Raw genomic sequence first — 17,451 nt, 5'->3', positions numbered from 1 at the left:
CTCTTACGCCGCCGAGCGGAGTCTCAACCGCAACTTGAGCTGACGCGGGCGCAATTGAGATCGGCGTGGCGATAGCGAAACCAGCAACCGCCAGTACGCCAGCCAATAACAGTGTTCTCATAAGAGTTTCCTCCCGAGTTATTGCATCGTTTTCCAACATCCCAGTTAGGGCAAGGTTCCTGCGAGGACGTCATCCAAATGCGACGGCTCAGACTTGGGGCATCCTCTTCAGAAGAAGCCCGCCGCGCATGTTCCTGAACCAAACAAATGCCGACCGGAATGTCTGTTGAGGGTCATTTTCGACGGATTCAGCGGTGGGTGTCGGCAGGTCGATGTCCGCTTCTGCCCAGAAGTGCCCGAACCGAGGCCGCCTCGACACGGTTGCGCGTAAGTCCCTCATCGACATCTCAAAAATCGTAACTGCGCGCAGCGAGCGAACTGCCTCGCGCACAGCGAACCCACGCCTGCGCCAGCAAAGGACACACCGACATGACGGCATCTCCGAAACACCACCGCAGCTCGCCGATTGCGACAAACGACCGCAGCGGCCCCGCCGCGAGCCCACGCATCAAGCTCTACAAGCGGCGAATTGCGATCGACCATCCCGACCCGCAAGCCGGCGAACGGCTGCTGGCCGACGCACTCGGCGCCGTCGACCGCGACGCACTGCATGGCATCCTGAAGCAATTGGTGAAGGCGAGCGCGATCGGGCAAAAGCCCGATGAAGCCAACCTCGCCTTCATGATCTCGATGATGCAGAGCATCGCGCCCAGGGATTCCATCGAGGCCATGCTGGCGGCGCAGATGGTGTGCGTTCACGTCACCGCGATGCGATGCGCCCATCATCTCGCCTGCGCCGGCGACCTCGCCAGCCAGGACAGCGCCTCGCGCGCCCTTGGCAAGCTCGCGCGCATCTTCCCGGCCCAAGTGGAGGCGCTCGGCCGCTACCGCAACAATGGCGAGCGGGCGATCACGGTGCAGAGCTTGCCGGCGCAGGACGGGGGTGAGGCGATCGCGGGGAATGCCACGTCTTATGCTGGCATGACAGAGCGGAGTTCAGTGGACGCAGCGGTGGATGTGCGGATGGTCCTAGAGCCCGAGGCCCACGGACGTGCGCCGCAGCACGCCGACGCCGGGCAAGGTGCCAACGCGCTATCGGCAACGACAACAGCAACACCGGCGCCATGCTGACGAGCCTACGCTGCGGCGCCAGGACCCGCAATGGCGGCAGCTGCCGCGCGCCGGCAGTACAAGGCAAGTTGCGTTGCCGCATGCATGGCGGGACGTCGGGATCGGGCGCGCCTCGGGGAAATCGAAATGCGCGGAAACACGGACTGTTTTCGGCAAAGGCGATCCTGGAACGAAGAATGATTCGTGGAATGTTGAAGGAGACGCGACGACTGCTGCAAGAGTTGGAATAATCCTCTCGATCGGGGCTCAGACTGGTCGCGAGAGGACTTACGATCATCCGGCTGGCGACATTGTCGCAACTCTCGCAGCTCTCGGACCGGTTGAAGCAGATCCAGTCCGCGCTGGAATCACTCAACGACTTCATCACGCATCGCGAGCTGGCGACGGAAACGGCATTGGCCGCGCCTCCCGCGAACCGGCGCGCCCTGGCTTTCGCTTCAGGTTTCATCGTCGGAAAGGAATGCGAGGCGGCGCACGACCTGATGAGGGAAGCCGAGAAGGAGCTGCATCGATTGCATCGTCTTCACGCCGAACCGAGCAACTGAGTGACAAACTGAGTGGACGTGGTGCGTTCTCCACCGCGAACCGTCGTCTACTCGCCGTCTGCCTGCTGCTCTCGGGATTAGAACGACCTTAAAGGCCACCGGACGTGCCCGCGCGCCGCATGTAGGTTGGCGATCACGCTCTCCGAAGCTCAGGCTATGCCATCCGAAGCATCCTGCTTAGTCTTCGTCCGGCTCGCGCGCGACCGGCGGTTCGTCGGTTCGGCTCTCTTCGTCGTCTTGCTCTTCGTCCTCTTCGTCGTCATCAGGATCTCGGGGCGGCATCATGTTGCCCATGATCGCGAAGACACGCCGGCCGATCCTGGTGGGAACTATCTCGGGGATCTATAGGGTCATGTTGTTGCTCCGCGGATGTGACCCTGGGGCACCTTACCCCTTCCTCGGAGGTCAGACACGGAATTGGCGGCCAGCGCAGACGAGGTCCGGTTTATCCCTGGCAGACGACACGGGGCACACTGTCGAGGCGCCGAGGCCGTCTGTCGTTGGAAGAGCCCTTTACCTTGGCATGGGCCCCGGGCCGCTTGGCTTGGTCTGGCCGACGTGTCATTCTGTAGGTCAGATGTGCGGGGGAGCAGCCGTTTTGTACCGCCATATCGTTTTGCTGTGCTCGGTCGTAATCGCCGTCTTGAGCGGCGCGTCGGCAGCGTTCGCTGCCGACTCCGAACGGTGCCAACAGCTCGGACCTAGATTTCGAACCGCGAAACCACAGATCACTGCAATCGAGGTGTCATTGGCTCTATTCTCGGCAGCAGACGGGAATTGCATTGGCCTGGCAACTGAATTGCTGGACTATGGCGCATCGGTCGACGCGCGTGACCGGTTTGGTGCCCGACCACTTAGCCACGCCGCCAGGTTTGGCCACCTGGATATGGTCGATCTCTTGCTGGAGCACGGCGCTCCAATCGATGCACGCAATCTGGCCGGTGCCACCGCGCTATACTTTGCCGCTGAAGGCGGCCATGTGTCGGTTGCGCAGCGGCTTATGGATCGCGGTGCCGACGTCAAACTAACCGGACGCAGTGGAATTTCTCCGGTTACCGCTGCCGCGTATGCCGGCAGCGATGCGATCGTTGAAGCGTTGCTAGCGCATGGGGCGGACGAGCGAGCGCCCGACGACACCGGCAAGCCGCCGATTGTCTATGCGGCAGCCCGCGCCCGGCTCGATATTGTGAAGCGGTTGCTGGCGCGGAATATCGATATCAACGCCCGCTACCCACATGATCTCACTCTGCTGATGTGGGCTTCGGGCGCGGATGACAAGGTCCCGGAAACTGAGGCGATCAAGGTCGTTGCATATCTGCTGGACGCCGGCGCGCATATCGATGACCGAGATGCCCGCGGCCGCACCGCTCTCATGACAGCTGCGGAAGGCGGCCGTGCGGAGGTCGCCGCTCTGCTGCTTGCGCGCGGAGCCGATCCTTCACTCGAGGACAAGGCCGGCAAGCGGGCAGCAGATCTGACCGCTTTGTCGTCGCTACGTGAACGCCTGGCGGCACCCTCAGCCCGATCTGAGTAGATCTCAGAGACCAGCCAAGTATTCCGCCAGTGCCGCGAGGTCGTCGGGAGGTGTGGCGAGCATCAGATCGGACATCCCGGGGTTATTGCCGCGCGCCCGGGTGCGGAAATCGGCAATTGTTTTGGTCAGGTATTCGCGGCTCTGCCCAGCCAATCGCGGTACGGTGCCAGTACCCTGAAATTGATCAAGATGGCAGCCGGTGCAGCCGACCGAGCGCTCTGCGCGGAGAGCCCGATCCGCAACATCCTTTGGCGACCGCGGCTGGCCTAGGTCGGGCCACGGTTTGTTCGAGAAATATTCCGCAATCGCAAGCATGTCTTCCTTCTCGAACGATGAGGCGATCGGCTGCATGATCTCGCTCTTGCGGTCGCCTCGTTTGAAATCGCGGAGTTGGATGTAGGTGTAGCCGGATGGCTGCCCCCAGATAACGGGTATCGTTTTGTCGATCGGCTTGCCGTCCTGGCCATGGCAGCCGGCGCACACTTCGACCCTCTCGGCGATGCTTTGCGCAAGTGCCGGCCGCGGGCTTGCGCTCAATAATTCTCCGAGCGTGACTCCGCAAGGAATCAACCAACGCAACTTGCTGCTCATCGATTTTCATTCCCGTGAGGCCTAACAGAAGCGGGGCCGCAGTAGGCCCCGCTTCGCATTGTTGATCAGGCTCTTTCGCCGCTCGGTCAATCGAGCGTGAAGGCAATAATGTTGTTGCCGCGCTTGAAGCTGACCTGGGTGTTGCCGCCCGCGCCGACCACGATGTACTGCTTGTTGCCCAGCATGTAGCTGGAGGGTGGCGCATTGACGCCCGCCCCGGCGCGGAAGCTCCACAATTCCTTGCCGTTGGAGGAGTTGTAGGCTGCGAACTTGCCATTGCCTTCACCGGTGAACACAAGACCGCCGGCGGTGGCGAGGATGCCGCCGATCATCGGCTCCGGCGTCTTCACCTGCCATTTGATCTTACCGGTGTTGTAGTTGACGGCCGTGATGTTGCCCGACTGCTGTTCACCCGGGATTGCCGTGAAGGCACCGCCAAGCCACAACTTACCGTTCGGGTAGGGCGAGTTTTCGACCCGGTAGTGCATCGGCTGATGGAGGTTGATGGCGTAGGCAAGCTCCTGTGCCGGGTCGGTGGCGATCGGCGACCATTCGACACCGCCATTCGCACCCGGAAGCATGCGGGCCCCCTCCTTGGTCGGCAGAACCCACATGTTCTCCTGCGGGACCATGGCCTCGGAGAAGCGGATCAAGCTGCAATCCTTCCGGTCGTGAACATAGACGTGACCGGTCTTGCCGGCATGGATCACGCCCGGGATGGTCTTGCCGCTCTTGTCCTTCACATCGAGCAGCACCGGTGGGCTAACCGCATCGAGATCCCAGACGTCGTGGGCGATGTACTGGAAGTGGCAGATGTATTTGCCGGTATCGAGATCAAGGGCAACCAGCGAGTCGGTATAGAGATTGTCGCCGGGGCGCGGTGAACCGTCGAGATCGGGCGAGGGATTGCCGACCACGAAATAGATCCGGTTGGTGGCGAGATCGACGGCCGGATTTTGCCAGACGCCGCCGCCCAGCCGCTTGTAGGGATCGCCGAGCTTGGCAAGCTGGTCCTTCTCGGCCTGGATGTCGCGGTGCATGTCCCGTCCGGTGGCGTCCTTTGTCGCCCAGACGCCGACCGAGTTTTCCGGAATCGTATCGAAATTCCAGACCAGTTTGCCGGTCTTCGCATCGTAGGCCCTGACGAAGCCGCGGATGCCGTATTCACCGCCGTTCGTTCCGATCAAGACCTTGTCCTTGACGACGGTCGGAGCCATCGTCTCGCTGTAGCCGAGCTCGGGATCCGCAATGTCGGTCTTCCAGACCACATCGCCCGTCTTTGCATTCAGCGCGACCAGCTTGGCGTCCAGTGTGGCGAGATAGACGAGATCGCCAAGAACCTGGACGCCGCGATTGTTGGGACCGCAGCAGTAGGTCGTTATGGGTCCCATCTTGTGATTGTAGTGCCAGAACTGTTCGCCTGTCTTGGCGTCGAGCGCATAGACGTGGCTGAACGACGTCGTCACAAACATGACGCCGTCGACCACGATCGGTGAAGTCTCCAGGGATTCCCTGACGTCGGTCTGAAAAATCCACGCGACGTGCAGGCCCTTCACATTGTCGCGATTGATCTGCTTCGCAGGGTGAAAGCGAGTCTGCGCATAGTTGACGTTGGTCAGCAGAAAGTTGGTCGCGTTCTTGTCGGCCGCGGTGAGCTGGGCCTGCGTAACCGGAGACACCTTCGCCTCGCGCGATACAGGCACGTATTCCTGCTTGACTTCTTGCTGAGCGTTGCCGGGTGCTGCGAGCAAGCAGCCCAGGCCGAAAAAAGTGGCGAATGCAATAGAAGATGATCTATTCATGTTTCCGCCCCAGATTATTTGAACCGACACTTTGTACGCCGGTGCGATTCAAATTTGATCCGACGAGGGGTGTTTGACAAGGAAAAAGCTGCAAGCGACGGCTTTTGCAGAGACATCAGCCGCCACCGTTCGCAGCCGCGAGATCAGAGTGCGTCGCAATGTCGAAGTCTAACAATGCGATCCGCCGCCGGCTCATCACCAGCGTGCGCTGGTGGCTTCCGTGGACGGGCGTCGCCTAGCATTGGAAATCCACGAGCGCTCGCCATAGCCGTGTTTCAATCGGCCGGACTTTGGTGGGGTGATCTTAAGAGCTGACTTTCTCGCGGCGATTATGCACTTCGGCTTCAGTTCAAGGGCGACCTCGCCGAAACGGCCGCTTGTGCGGCCAATAATGGACGTCACCGCACTTCACCACATTCACAGCTGCGAGGAGTCATTGGGCAGCGGACGGCGCACTCGCGTCCGGCCACGGCGCAACAAATATACGTATCTAACGAATTGATGGATTTCGCTTCGCCCTCCCCATTCTACGACCTTGCCCCGACAATTTGCCCCGCCATTGTGAAGTACTTCACACGCTCGCTGTCGCCGGTATCGCTAGCTTGTGCTCGTCAAGGCTGTGCTTGGCCCGCCGGCCAGTACGCCCCCTAGCGGGGACGCTGAACGGACCGCCTGGGCCCATCTCGGTGAAACAGGGGGGCAGGTGTCATGGGGGCATTGAACCTTTCGCAGATTCTTTGGGAGGAGCGACGGGCGCTCGCGGGCGCCGCTCTGGAATTCGCACCGATACATCCGGCACCTGGCCCCTCGCCGACACCAACGCAGCCGGCATCCGGTACGCCGCCAGCGCCATCCTCGCCGCCGGCGGCAACATCGCCTCAACCTGCGCAATCGCAGCAATCATCGCCGCTGCCGGCGGCGCCGCTCCCTGGAAACCTCCTCGACATCTACCAGGCGCTCAACGCGGACGACCGGTGGGCCCTGTGCCTTTCCGGCGGCGGAATCCGCAGCGCGGCGTTTGCGCTCGGCATCCTGCAAAGGATTGCGGCCCTCGAGGTCACCTCGAAGCGCGAGGGCGAGACGGCCGGCCCGGCTATGACGCAGTTCGAGTATCTGTCGACCGTATCAGGAGGCGGCTATATCGGAAGCTGGCTATCGGCCTGGCTCTGTCAGGAGCGCAAGCTGCGTGCCCAGGGAGCAGCCGCGAGCGCAAGCAAGGGCAGCCAGGGCTCCACTCCGGCCCCCGTGATTTCGGCACTCAACCGCCGATACAGCCTCGGTCAATTCAGGGATCACGAAGAAGCGGAGCCGGTTTCCAACCTCCGGCGCAACTCGCACTTTCTCGCTCCAAGCTTTTCGTCGATTTCTCCCGACCTGTGGAGTGACGTTGCCAGCGTCCTGCGCAATCTGTTCCTGAACTGGATCCTGCTGGTCCCCCCCGATGATCCTTGCGGTGCTCATCACCAAGGCACTCTACTTTGCCGTCATCGATGCCCACAACATCACACGCGAGAACACGTCGGGGTGGTTCCTGGGTGTGATGGTCGTACCAACCCTCTGTTTCCTGGCTTCCTTGTCGTTCTCCGCCGCAAACCGTCCCGCCCGCGGATGGATCAATGTCTCGCAACCCCGGTTTCTGGTTTGCGATCTGATGCCCTTCCTTGCAGGAGCGGCACTCCTGGTTTTCGTCTTGCACAGCCAATACGGTCTGTCGGTGCTCACGGACGTGACCAATGCCAGCGGGTTCGCATTCGTCCAGCGCCTCTATGCAACTCACCCGGACGCCGTCGTGATCTTTCGCGGCGGCATCCTTGGCGTATTGTTCTTTCTCCTTTCCTGGCTGCTGGCGCCGGTATGGACCGTCATTTTCGGAGCATCGGCCCAGCCACAGCTAGCGGATCGTCCCAAGCATCCATGGATCGATCTTGGCGCCTGGTGCGTCGCCGGCGCGGCCTTCGGCCTGCTGAGCGCCACGGGACTGGTTTTGCTTTGGCATTACAGCCCATCCGGCGCCGCCTTCACTGCCGCGGCAGCGGCCTTTGCCTGCGTGCTCGGGCTGCCCTGGATCGTGATGGCGCGCATCGTCGCCGACGTGATCTATATCTCGTTTGCCGAATTCCTGTCCGAGGTGGACGTGGGCCTCGAATTCCAGGCGCGGTCGAGCGGAATTTTCACACTGGCGTATATCGGCTGGCTGCTGTGGTTCGGACTCGTGCTTGGCGCGCCGCCGGCCGCAGAATGGGTCGCGAGCCACCTTGGCAGTGCGTTCGTCCCCTCGCTGGGAGGACTTTCAGGCCTGCTGTCCGTCGTCCTGGGAGCGAGCTCGAAGACTGGGCCCGCCGCCGAGCAGGCTTCAGGCTTTCGCCAGTACCTCTCACTCAACACGATCGCTGCGATCGCAGCGGCAATTTTCGCGGCAACCGTGGTTGCCCTGCTGTCCATCGCCTGGGACAGGGCGTTCCAATCCTTCGGGTCTGGCGACCATCATCTGCCCTGGACCATCGTGCTCGTGGCAGGCGGCCTGCTTGTCGCGCTGATCTACGCAGCCTCGCATGTCCTCAGCATCAACCGCTACTCGCTCCACAGCCTTTACCGGAACCGTCTGGTTCGTACCTTCCTCGGCGCGTCACGTCACGAGAACGACCGTGACAAGACCAAGAATGCCTTTACCGATTTCGACAGCAGCGACAGCCCGTATCTGTACGAACTCTGGGAGCATGGCGTTGAACCGCGAGGGACCGACTGGAAGCCGTTCCACGTCATCAGCGCGGCGCTCAACCTCGTGTCGTCCAAGAACCTGGCATGGCAAGAACGGATGGCGGCGCCCTTCACGTTCTCGCCGCTCCATTGCGGCAGCGGCAGCGCGATATTTTCGGATGGCGCTTACCGGACGACCTATGCCACGACCACGCAGCCGAAGCCTTACGGCGGAATGCTGACCCTCGGGACCGCCATGGCGATTTCCGGCGCTGCCGTGAGCCCGAGCATGGGCTACAATTCATCGCCGGGCGTCGCCTTCCTGATGGCGCTGTTCAATGTGCGCCTCGGCTGGTGGCTCGCCAACCCGCGCGGCGACAATCCCAAATACGCCAAGGTCAAGCCGACAAATGCACTCCGGCCGTTTTTCATGGAGATGTTCGGCCTGACCAGCGAGACCGAGCGCTGGGTCTACCTGACCGACGGCGGGCATTTCGAGAACCTCGGCCTCTACGAGATGGTTCGCCGGCGTTGCCGCGTGATCGTCGTCAGTGACGCCGGCTGCGACCCCGATTATTCTTTCGAGGATCTCGGCAACGCCCTTCGCAAGATATGGATCGATCTCGGCGTGCGCATCGACTTGCACGGCCTGGACCGCCTCAAGAAGCGCTTCAAGGAACGTCCGAGCCCGGCAACGGAAGAACCCTATTGGGCGATTGGCGATATCCTCTATAGCGATGCCGATGGCGGTCAGTCGCAAGACGGACTGCTCCTGTACTTCAAGTCGGGCCTGCACGGCACGGAGCCCATGGGCGTATTGAGCTATGCGATTGCCCACGCGACCTTTCCGCACGAGACGACGCTGAATCAATTCTTCTCGGAATCGCAATTCGAGAGCTACCGCATGCTCGGTTACGAGATCGCAGAACGCGCATTCGAAGCCGGCGGAGGTCTTTCGATCGACCCGGCCACCAAGGCGCAGCCGACATTCGTCTCGATCATCGAGAAGCTGAAAGGCCAGATCGTAAGAGAAGCGGCGGCAGATTGCGGCAATGCATGAACAGCAGCCGAGGTCTACTGCCGCAGAAGAAAGGCACTATCCTCGCAGCCATCGGCGCGGCCGCGCGACGGGGAGGGGTGCATGAACGAACGCGATTTCGAACAGCAGCTCCAAGCCAATGCCGCAGCATGGATTAAGGCCGCCCTCACCCGCTTGAAGGATCAAACGCAGTTCCGGTCAGCGACGCGGAGAGGTCAAGGCCCTTTTGCGAGCGCAGCCACCCGCACGGCTTTTCAACGGATTGCTCTTGCTCGATCGTGGCACTTAGCACCAGCGACACCGTCCCCAGCGCGCACAGCATCCGCCGCACGCCGCGCACCCACCGCAGCCACGCCAAGCTCCGCAGCCACGGCAACCACCGCAACCTCGACAACCCCGACAACCCCGGCAGCCCCGAACAACGACGGCGGCTAGCTGCACGCCGCTGCCAACGTGTTCCCTATCGAAGAGATGGAACGTGGCGAGACTGACGTCGGCCATTTCCTCTTCGCCAAGAACGAAGCGCTGACTGGGCGAGATGTCATAAGATTGCGGGCTATCAGCCGCGGGTATCGTGGTTGCGGATGCGCTCCCCGCCAGCGGAAGACCCAGTCCCGCCAGCGCCGTCACGGCGGTGGCCTTGGCTGCGTACCTCCGCTTCGCAGTTTGATTTACCCGTTGCATGGTCTCGTCCTTCGCAAGTTGAGAGGGACAACTAGGCGTAGCAAGTGTACGTCTTCGCCAAGAATGCGATGTAAGGCATCCAGTTCCTCTTCCCGCGAGGCTTTTTTTTGATCGCTACCGAGAATCGCAGGTCGGAAAGCAGGAGCGTTCCAGTCACCGCGCCCTGCATGTGGAACGTGACCGCAGTACTGACCAACTATCTGCGTTGCGCAGACACATACTTTTGTCGCCAAGGAACGCGATCGTGATCAAACGCGACGTCGGCACCGAAGATTGTGCCTGGACGGAATGTCACCTCGTGGGCCCTGAGCTGAACAACGCAACAGCCGCTGCCATGTCGGCTGGTTGCGGGAAACCGGACACCACAGGATGGTTGGGCTGACTGCCGCTTGTGACCCTGAGCGATCGCAGGGAAGGTGGCGCCGCGCGCAATTCGATTCCTCGAAAAAATAGTTCGAGCAGGCAGGGTGTAGCTGGTAGCTCCGAGCCAACAGGAACGGTCGCGTTCGGAGACCGTTCCTAAAGGGAAATGCGAGAGCACCAATAAAGGCTTGGCGGCAACAGTGCCGTGTGCGCTCATTTGGAAGGAGCAAAAATTAACATGAGTGAGAAGCCGAACAGGCGGATGATCATGGGGTTCATGATCGCAATAACACTCGCGCTGTTGGCGGCCCATGACGGTCAGCTCACCGCAAATGCGACGACGCCGCAAGGCGGCGATTGCCGTGACTTGCGGCGCGCGTGCGAAATGAAAGACGAACTTGGCGAAGGCGACGAGAATTGCGTTAAGTTTCGCAAATCGTGCTCGCCATCGACACCGCATGTCAATTGCGAGTGGTTGCGCGATGCCTGCATGTACCGGGAAGAACTCGGCATCGAAGGCCACAATAACTGCGGCCGCTACCGCGAAAATTGTCACGAGGGGAGCATAAAAGAGCCCTGACCGTGATGGACCGCTTCCCGAGACAAGAGACCGGGCCGAGCGTGATCGTGTCGCTCATCATGATCGCGGGTCAGTCGGTCCACCGATTCCGGCGCCCTCGGTCACCCATGCAAACGTCGCAAGACGCAAGAGCGTTTCCCCAAGGAGGAAGAGCAAGGCCGATCCGATCACAAAGAGAGAGTGCTGGAGGAATGCATGCACCAAAGCCATGGTGAGAGCGACCGGCACCCGGCCGCCAAGGTGTTCGCTGCGCTGGCAAACAAAGCATCGCAAAGGGCGGGGCGAGCATCAACGTTTGTCCTTGCCTGCGCGCTGATAGTCATCTGGGCCATCACAGGGCCAATATTCCGATTTTCGGATACTTGGCAGCTCGTGATCAATACCGGCACCACCATCGTGACGTTCCTGATGGTCTTTCTGATTCAAAATTCTCAGAACCGAGACAGCGCAGCTATTCAGGTTAAGTTGGACGAACTGATCCGAACGAGTACCGTCCAAAACTCGTTCGTAGGGATCGAGCACCTAACCGCCGATGAACTCGAAGAGTTGCGCGCGCGTTGCGAGCAACGCGCAGAAGCGGTGGCGGCCGCACGCGAGCGCAATCCCAAGGGACACTCTCCATAAGTCGCCTTGTGGCCCTGAGCCGACCAAAGCTACAGCCGTTCGTCACTTCGGCTGTCGGCAGGGCTTCGACCGCCGCTTGACCCAACGCAGACATCTTGTGAGAAGTAGCCCGAGGTTCGATGGGCTCAACGTTGAATAATGTCTGGAGGATATGGGCGAATCGGACGGCCGGCACAAACATTGTCGCGAGCCTTTAGTGCCTCGCGGTGATACCGCTCGAAGTCATTCAACGACGGGATAGAAATGTGACACGAATCGCGATTGTCAATTGCGTATTGCGCTACTGCGCCCCATGCCGCTGATACACGATTGTACATATAGCAGCGCTCCGACGCGGAACCGGTCCTCGATTCTTTTTGGAGCTCTTGGGCCTCGCCGCGCAACCGCATCAGTTCTGGGCACAGCCCCTGCGCGTTGGCCTCAATGCAGAACCCAAGTAGCAGTATGATCGCAAGCAATGGCATACGGAACATCATCATAAGGAACGCTTGCTGCCCTCACGCCGTTCCTTAGCGGCACAAGCGCCGACGAGGCGATTCGAAAGAAGATCGGCATACCGAGTCCGCATTTGGCCCCTCAGAGACCTGCGAACAGCCGGTCGCAACGTCTGCTGCTCAGGGTAGACCGGAAGTGACGCCTGGGCCGCCCAAACGGCGCTCATGACCCGAAGCGGACGGCAGCTTAGCGCTCAGACGTTCCGGTTGCTGGTCTGTACCTTCAGCTTCACCGGCACTGGCCTGTTTCCGGCCTCAGCGCCGAGTTCGATTTTCGCAATGGCCAGTTGTGCCTTTCGGGCGCATAAACGGGGATGCCAGATTCTCATCACCGATCCTGTCGATGTGGCGCGGTCTACAGCCGAACCGAGGCGATGGCCTCCGGTCGGCAGATCGCTAGCTTCGAGTGCTCGGTTTGCGGCGTGACCATGGAATCGTGGAACTCCGCTTGGGTCCCCACCTATAGGTTGATTGCCGGCCCCGTTCGACTTCCTCGCCCTAGCTAGTTATTGCAACTCTCAGCACGTCGCCGGATTAGCGATTGATGGCAGAGTCGTTCGGCAATTCATTCACTATCGTTGAGGTGACCTCGGACGACGCGCCGCAGCCAGCCAAGCAGATATGGCTAGCCTTGGCCAAGCCCAATCAGGCGTTGACGCTGGTCCTCGCGGCTGTTCCCGAAGGCTGGACGGCAGAAGTTGTACCCGCGGTTCTCACGGAAAAGCAGCAAAGGATGTTTGAGGAACTCGACCGCAATCCGGGCGAAGTTTACAGGCTCGCACCAGAGTGAGTCCGCCTCAGTTGGCCACCTCTTTGTAGCTAGTGCCTTCTTTTGGCCCATCGCGGCAGTCGGCGCCGTGCGGGATCTGTCCGGAGATCGGAGCCGACCGGGAAACCACCCGCTGTGAAGCCCAAGCAGCGCTTGTGGACCCATAGCGAACCTGGGGCCGACTCCCCTTTGCCACTGATACCGAGATATTTTAGAAAAGGCGGAACGCCGGGCCATAGGGAATGTTGCCTTCACGGCGAGAAAATCTTCGCGAGGAGCGGGACAGTCACCATCGCGGCCGGAGCGGCGTAACGCCCGCCTGGTCGCGATCTGGCTTATCTCTTCATCGCGAGAGAGTCGCATGAATAGGCACAAGCCGACCCTTTTCCGCAATTCGTTGAATCTGAGCGATTGAGCGATAACGTGCAGGTCAAGATCCTGCGCAAGCGGCTCAAGCTTTCGGATGAGCAGTTTACCAACGTCGTTCGCAAGTCTGGCTGTTCGATCTCGCCATCATCAAGGACGCGTCTCCTTTAAAGTAACATCCGGCCGCCGTTGCCGACACGACTCGTCCGCGCCGCCAGCTCGAGTCAGTGCAGTTGGAGTCAGGTCCTAAGCATGAAAATCCGTGTTGGCTTCGAAATGATCTACGACTTTCAGCAAGTTACACCTCTGATCGCCGTGGTCGGCACGCATTTCACCCGGGCATCCGACATCGTTGTGCCGGATCACCTCGCAACCGCCCCGTCAGTGCCAATCAAGCCCTACCGCGACACTTTCGGAAACTGGTGCAGCCGGCTCGTTGCGCCCGCCGGCCGCTTGCGCCTCTACACCGACGGGACGGTGCGCGACAACGGTATGCCGGACGTGGTCGTGGCCTCAGCCGCGCAACATGCGGCGGAAGATCTTCCACCGGACACCATCGTCTATCTACTCGGAAGCCGTTACTGCGAAACCGATCGGCTTTCCGACATCGCATGGAAGCTGTTCGAGAGAACGGCGCCCGGTTGGCCGCGGGTCCAGGCGATCTGCGATTTCGTTCACAGTCACATCGCGTTTGGTTACGAGCACGCGCGGGCGAGGATGACGGCGTGGGAGGTGTTCAACGAGGGAAATGGCGTCTGCCGCGACTATGCGCATCTTGCCATCGCGTTCTGCCTCTGCATGAACGTTCCAGCGCGCTATTGCACCGGCTACCTTGGCGACATCGGCATTCCGCCGCCCCACGCCCCCGCGACTTTGCAGGCTGGTTCGAGGCCAATCTAGGTGGCCGCTGGCACACCTTCGATGCACGCAACAACGTTCCGCGCGGATCGGTCGCGTCCTGAACGCTCATGGCCGAGATGCGATGTTCTTATCACTCAAACTTTCAGACCAAACAAGCTCATCAGCTTCAAGACGTGGACCGATGAACTTGTGTAAGGTGCTCGCCCTGGGCAATTGCGCGCAAATCGATCGAGATTGATCTCGCTAGTTGGTGAGAAGACTGCTACACAGTTTACATCACCGCGCGCTCCCTGGCTGTTATCGGTGACTGAGAGCATTGCGCTCCCGCCTCAACCTGAAAGGAGGCGGTCAGATGTTTGATCCCAGAAAATTCGACTTTCGTGAGTGGCTCGTTCCACCGTTGTTGGTGCCGACCTTTCTTTTACTGCTGGTTGCGCTTGTGGCCGTTCTATAGCCGCAGGTCCCTCTCAATCGCTGCGCGCCAAAACTCAGGCGGGGCGCTCGAGCCAAGGCTCAAGCCAAGACAGGAGTCGGAAATGGCAAACACAGCAATCATCAGGGATGCCTATGGGATCCCGGCAATTTTTGTTGGTTCGAAAACAGGACGGGACGACGCGCCCTTTGTTTTCGTCAGGGTCGGAGACGAGGAGCGTCGGATGCGTTCGTCGGAATGGGATGCTCTTCCGGCCTGGACCGGCGGGCGTCCCTCTTGGGCAACTAAAAAGTAAATAGAGATGGGGATGTTCAGTATGAAGATGGCCCGAACAGGCACATGGACGGCGGCGCTTTTCCTGGCATCGGCCCTCGGCGCAGCTACGCCAGCCGCTTTCGCCGCGGAGCCGAATTGCCGTGCGATCGAAAGCACCAGCGCGCGCCTTTCCTGCTACGACGCGGCCTTTCCTCCCAAAACGAGGAAGCCAGCCGAGACCGGTATCGATTCATCGTCAGGCTACAAGGACCCGTTCCTTGCAGAAGAAGCCCGAACCGCTGCAAAGCTAAAGAATATTTGCCGCGGTTGCTAAGGTTCACCGACCGCGCGCGGGTAGTCCGAACATGTGCGCTCTAACTGAGAGGGCTAGTAAAATGATGAAAGAGGATGCTGAAAGTCGCCGAGTGGGGCGCCAACGTAAGCGTGCTCTTCGTCTGGCTGGAACGGTATTAGATGACAGCGCGGACGGATCCGCGAGCTCAAAGGAACAACGGAGAAGAAAGCAACGCCTGCTTGAAGGGCCTGCGGAATTTCGAACGGTCCGCGTTGATCGTTCAAACAAGACTTCGAACCATGATGAGTGATCCAGCGAGCGGCTAACCCCGGGCATTTTGCAGATAGTTCCTGCGCGGAAACGAAGCAAAGCGCTCGCTATCCAGCGGATAAAGGCGCACTGTCCCATCGCCATCGAGCGGCCCGTAGCATCTATCGGTGGTGAGAACGCAAGTTTGCGCTCCCGCTCAACCCACAGCGGAGCACCAAACATGCCGGCCCGACGATTCCTGGAACAAGCATCGACTTTCGAGTACCGTCTCGCGCAAGAGGCGATTAATTTGCGCCAACAGGCCAGAGGGATGCCCCCTGGCATCCGCCGCACTGAGCTTTTGCGAAAGGCTCGGCAGATCGATGTTGCCGGAGAGGTTAACAAGTGGCTGACCTCGCCGGGACTACAACCCCCAACTTAAGCCTTTTCGTTCGCCAAAGCGATGAACTTCGGCATGCTGCCTGAAGACTAATTCTTATCGGGATTTACTCTCACCCTCCCGGGGCTGGTAAGCCGCCGCCTGCGCTTTATTTAAGCGGGCGGCGTTTTTCCTTGGAATGGAGACCTCCAGCTAAGGCTACTGCTGCCAAGCTGCCTTAACCTGGTTTTTAGGCGGCTCAACTAGGAACGATCGCTGAAGTAGCCGCTTTGAACGCAATCACCTTTCGAACCATGGGCTATTAGGTGACTGAGAGCTTGTTGCTCCCGCCTCCAAACAGCGGGACGCGCATGTGCAACAAGTGCGACCAGATCGACTTTGAGATTGCACAGTTCCGTAGGCTGGTATCGCCGGGGATGGACACGCTCAGTTTATCAATGATCCGATGCATCATCGAATTACTAGAGGCCGACAAAAAGGCCGTTAAGTGCCAAGGCAGCCCGCCGAACTAAGTTCGCCTCGGTTCGCAACCTTCCTTCACCTTTTCTCCTACGGCATAAATCCTTGGGACGCGCCTAGTCGTCGGGCGCGTCCCTAACCTCACGCGGTGATGGACATCGTCGGCAAACCGAGCCTGAGCCGGAAAGTACGTCCAAAAGCACGGGAAGCGCGTCGCTATAACCATCTTGGCCAGCTATTGGACTGTCCGACACAAAAGCATTGGCGGCCTGCCGATCTTCGACCACGGCCGCTTCCGAGCTATCCGTTTCCACACAACCAAGACCCACAGCCGACGCAGCGGATGCGTTCTTCTGTTGCCGGTAGGTTTCCATGCCCTTTTGGGCGCGGCCTGCTTCCGAGTGGCCTAATTTGTAATGTTCACTTCGGAACCGACGGACGCTATTCGGCATATTAGGAATCGGAACTCGAACCCCACGGTCAGGACCCGAGGTGGCGTCATGCAGAAACGCCGACGATTAAAACAAACGGTCTCCCTTGAAGAGCGCCTTGCCGAAGAAGCCAGACGCCTCCACCACGCAGCCGAATTGCTCCCTCATGGGCCAGTACGTGATGAGGCCCTGCGCAGGGCTCGCCAAGCCGAAACGGGCTCGCATATTAGCGAATGGCTGCGGTCCGCGGGTCTACAGCCCCCGAAATGATCGCTGTGGACTGACTAGCAACAAAACTAATCTATGGTAGTTTATCTCCATCACCGTCCATAACCCGGGCGACGGTGACTGAGAGTGCTTCAGGCTCCCGCCTAGTTTGAGTGGCGAGCCATGTGTGAGAAGTGCCAAGAACTTCAGGGTCGCATCAATAAATTCCAGCGCGTTCTGGCTCATCATTTTGATGAGCTCACAGAGGAGCGGCTGAGAGAGGGCCTTGCTGAACTAGAGGCCGAGAAGGTTGCGCTCCACGCGGAGCCCAAGTGAAGGCTCCTCAGGATTGGGCTTACACAGCGTTTGTCATAGCCTTCGGGGTCTTGCCGGTTCTCATCGTAGTCGCGGCCCTATTCCTGAAGTAGGCCGCCTCAGCCGGCGGCGACTTTTCGTGGACCCAGCAATTCCGCTGTTGGCCCTGGCTGTGTAAAAACGCGAACTCCGGCGGATGGCGGAGAATCTACTTCTCAGATCACGCGGCACCGAAGCTCTGTATCCTCTTCGCAGCCTCAGAAGCGG

Annotated in this window: 11 protein-coding genes and 1 pseudogene; 10 read left to right on the top strand and 2 right to left on the bottom strand. The window is 60.1% G+C overall.

What is annotated here, in order from left to right; translation table 11 throughout:
- Positions 1 to 489: 489 nt before the first annotated feature.
- From AC630_RS24805 to AC630_RS24790, 4 genes are all read left to right on the top strand, one after another.
- Complete coding sequence (locus AC630_RS24805; protein WP_245330504.1) at positions 490 to 1,191, top strand: hypothetical protein; 702 nt, start codon at positions 490 to 492, stop codon at positions 1,189 to 1,191.
- Complete coding sequence (locus AC630_RS47840; protein ID WP_074121053.1) at positions 1,185 to 1,421, top strand: HGGxSTG domain-containing protein; 237 nt, start codon at positions 1,185 to 1,187, stop codon at positions 1,419 to 1,421. The genes AC630_RS24805 and AC630_RS47840 overlap by 7 nt, the downstream gene beginning before the upstream one ends.
- A gap of 90 nt (positions 1,422 to 1,511) precedes the next feature.
- Positions 1,512 to 1,736: a hypothetical protein gene (locus AC630_RS24795; protein WP_245330503.1), complete on the top strand. Its 225-nt coding sequence runs from the start codon at positions 1,512 to 1,514 to the stop codon at positions 1,734 to 1,736.
- 598 nt (positions 1,737 to 2,334) lie between these two features.
- Positions 2,335 to 3,270: an ankyrin repeat domain-containing protein gene (locus tag AC630_RS24790; protein ID WP_167561272.1), complete on the top strand. Its 936-nt coding sequence runs from the start codon at positions 2,335 to 2,337 to the stop codon at positions 3,268 to 3,270.
- A 3-nt stretch (positions 3,271 to 3,273) separates the two neighbouring features.
- Here the strand turns inward: AC630_RS24790 and AC630_RS24785 are convergent, their stop codons facing one another.
- Together AC630_RS24785 and AC630_RS24780 are read right to left on the bottom strand one after the other, a co-directional pair.
- Positions 3,274 to 3,861, bottom strand: a complete 588-nt coding sequence (locus AC630_RS24785; RefSeq protein WP_245330502.1) for a c-type cytochrome — start codon at positions 3,859 to 3,861, stop codon at positions 3,274 to 3,276.
- Positions 3,862 to 3,947: 86 nt separating this feature from the next.
- Positions 3,948 to 5,540 carry a pyrroloquinoline quinone-dependent dehydrogenase gene (locus AC630_RS24780; protein WP_245330501.1) on the bottom strand — a complete coding sequence of 531 codons (1,593 nt, stop codon included), beginning with the start codon at positions 5,538 to 5,540 and terminating at the stop codon, positions 3,948 to 3,950.
- Positions 5,541 to 7,104: 1,564 nt separating this feature from the next.
- Between AC630_RS24780 and AC630_RS47190 the strand changes: the two genes are divergently transcribed.
- The 6 genes and pseudogenes from AC630_RS47190 to AC630_RS24745 all read left to right on the top strand — a co-directional run bounded on the left by AC630_RS47190 (position 7,105) and on the right by AC630_RS24745 (position 14,868).
- Positions 7,105 to 9,420, top strand: a complete 2,316-nt coding sequence (locus tag AC630_RS47190; protein WP_074121050.1) for a hypothetical protein — start codon at positions 7,105 to 7,107, stop codon at positions 9,418 to 9,420.
- A 1,264-nt stretch (positions 9,421 to 10,684) separates the two neighbouring features.
- Positions 10,685 to 11,026, top strand: a complete 342-nt coding sequence (locus tag AC630_RS24765) for a hypothetical protein (RefSeq protein WP_074121049.1) — start codon at positions 10,685 to 10,687, stop codon at positions 11,024 to 11,026.
- A gap of 195 nt (positions 11,027 to 11,221) precedes the next feature.
- Positions 11,222 to 11,650: a low affinity iron permease family protein gene (locus tag AC630_RS24760; RefSeq protein WP_074121048.1), complete on the top strand. Its 429-nt coding sequence runs from the start codon at positions 11,222 to 11,224 to the stop codon at positions 11,648 to 11,650.
- A 1,038-nt stretch (positions 11,651 to 12,688) separates the two neighbouring features.
- Entirely contained in the window at positions 12,689 to 12,934 is a 246-nt protein-coding gene (locus AC630_RS24755; protein WP_074121047.1) for a hypothetical protein, read from the top strand.
- Positions 12,935 to 13,531: 597 nt separating this feature from the next.
- A pseudogene (locus tag AC630_RS24750) lies at positions 13,532 to 14,335 on the top strand (transglutaminase-like domain-containing protein).
- 341 nt (positions 14,336 to 14,676) lie between these two features.
- Positions 14,677 to 14,868, top strand: a complete 192-nt coding sequence (locus tag AC630_RS24745) for a hypothetical protein (RefSeq protein ID WP_074121057.1) — start codon at positions 14,677 to 14,679, stop codon at positions 14,866 to 14,868.
- Positions 14,869 to 17,451 lie beyond the last annotated feature (2,583 nt).

It is taken from the genome of Bradyrhizobium sp. AS23.2, assembly GCF_001908185.1.
Taxonomy (GTDB): domain Bacteria; phylum Pseudomonadota; class Alphaproteobacteria; order Rhizobiales; family Xanthobacteraceae; genus Bradyrhizobium.
The sequence above is the reverse complement of the archived record's forward strand: the minus strand, read 5'-3'. Positions and strand labels throughout refer to the sequence as shown.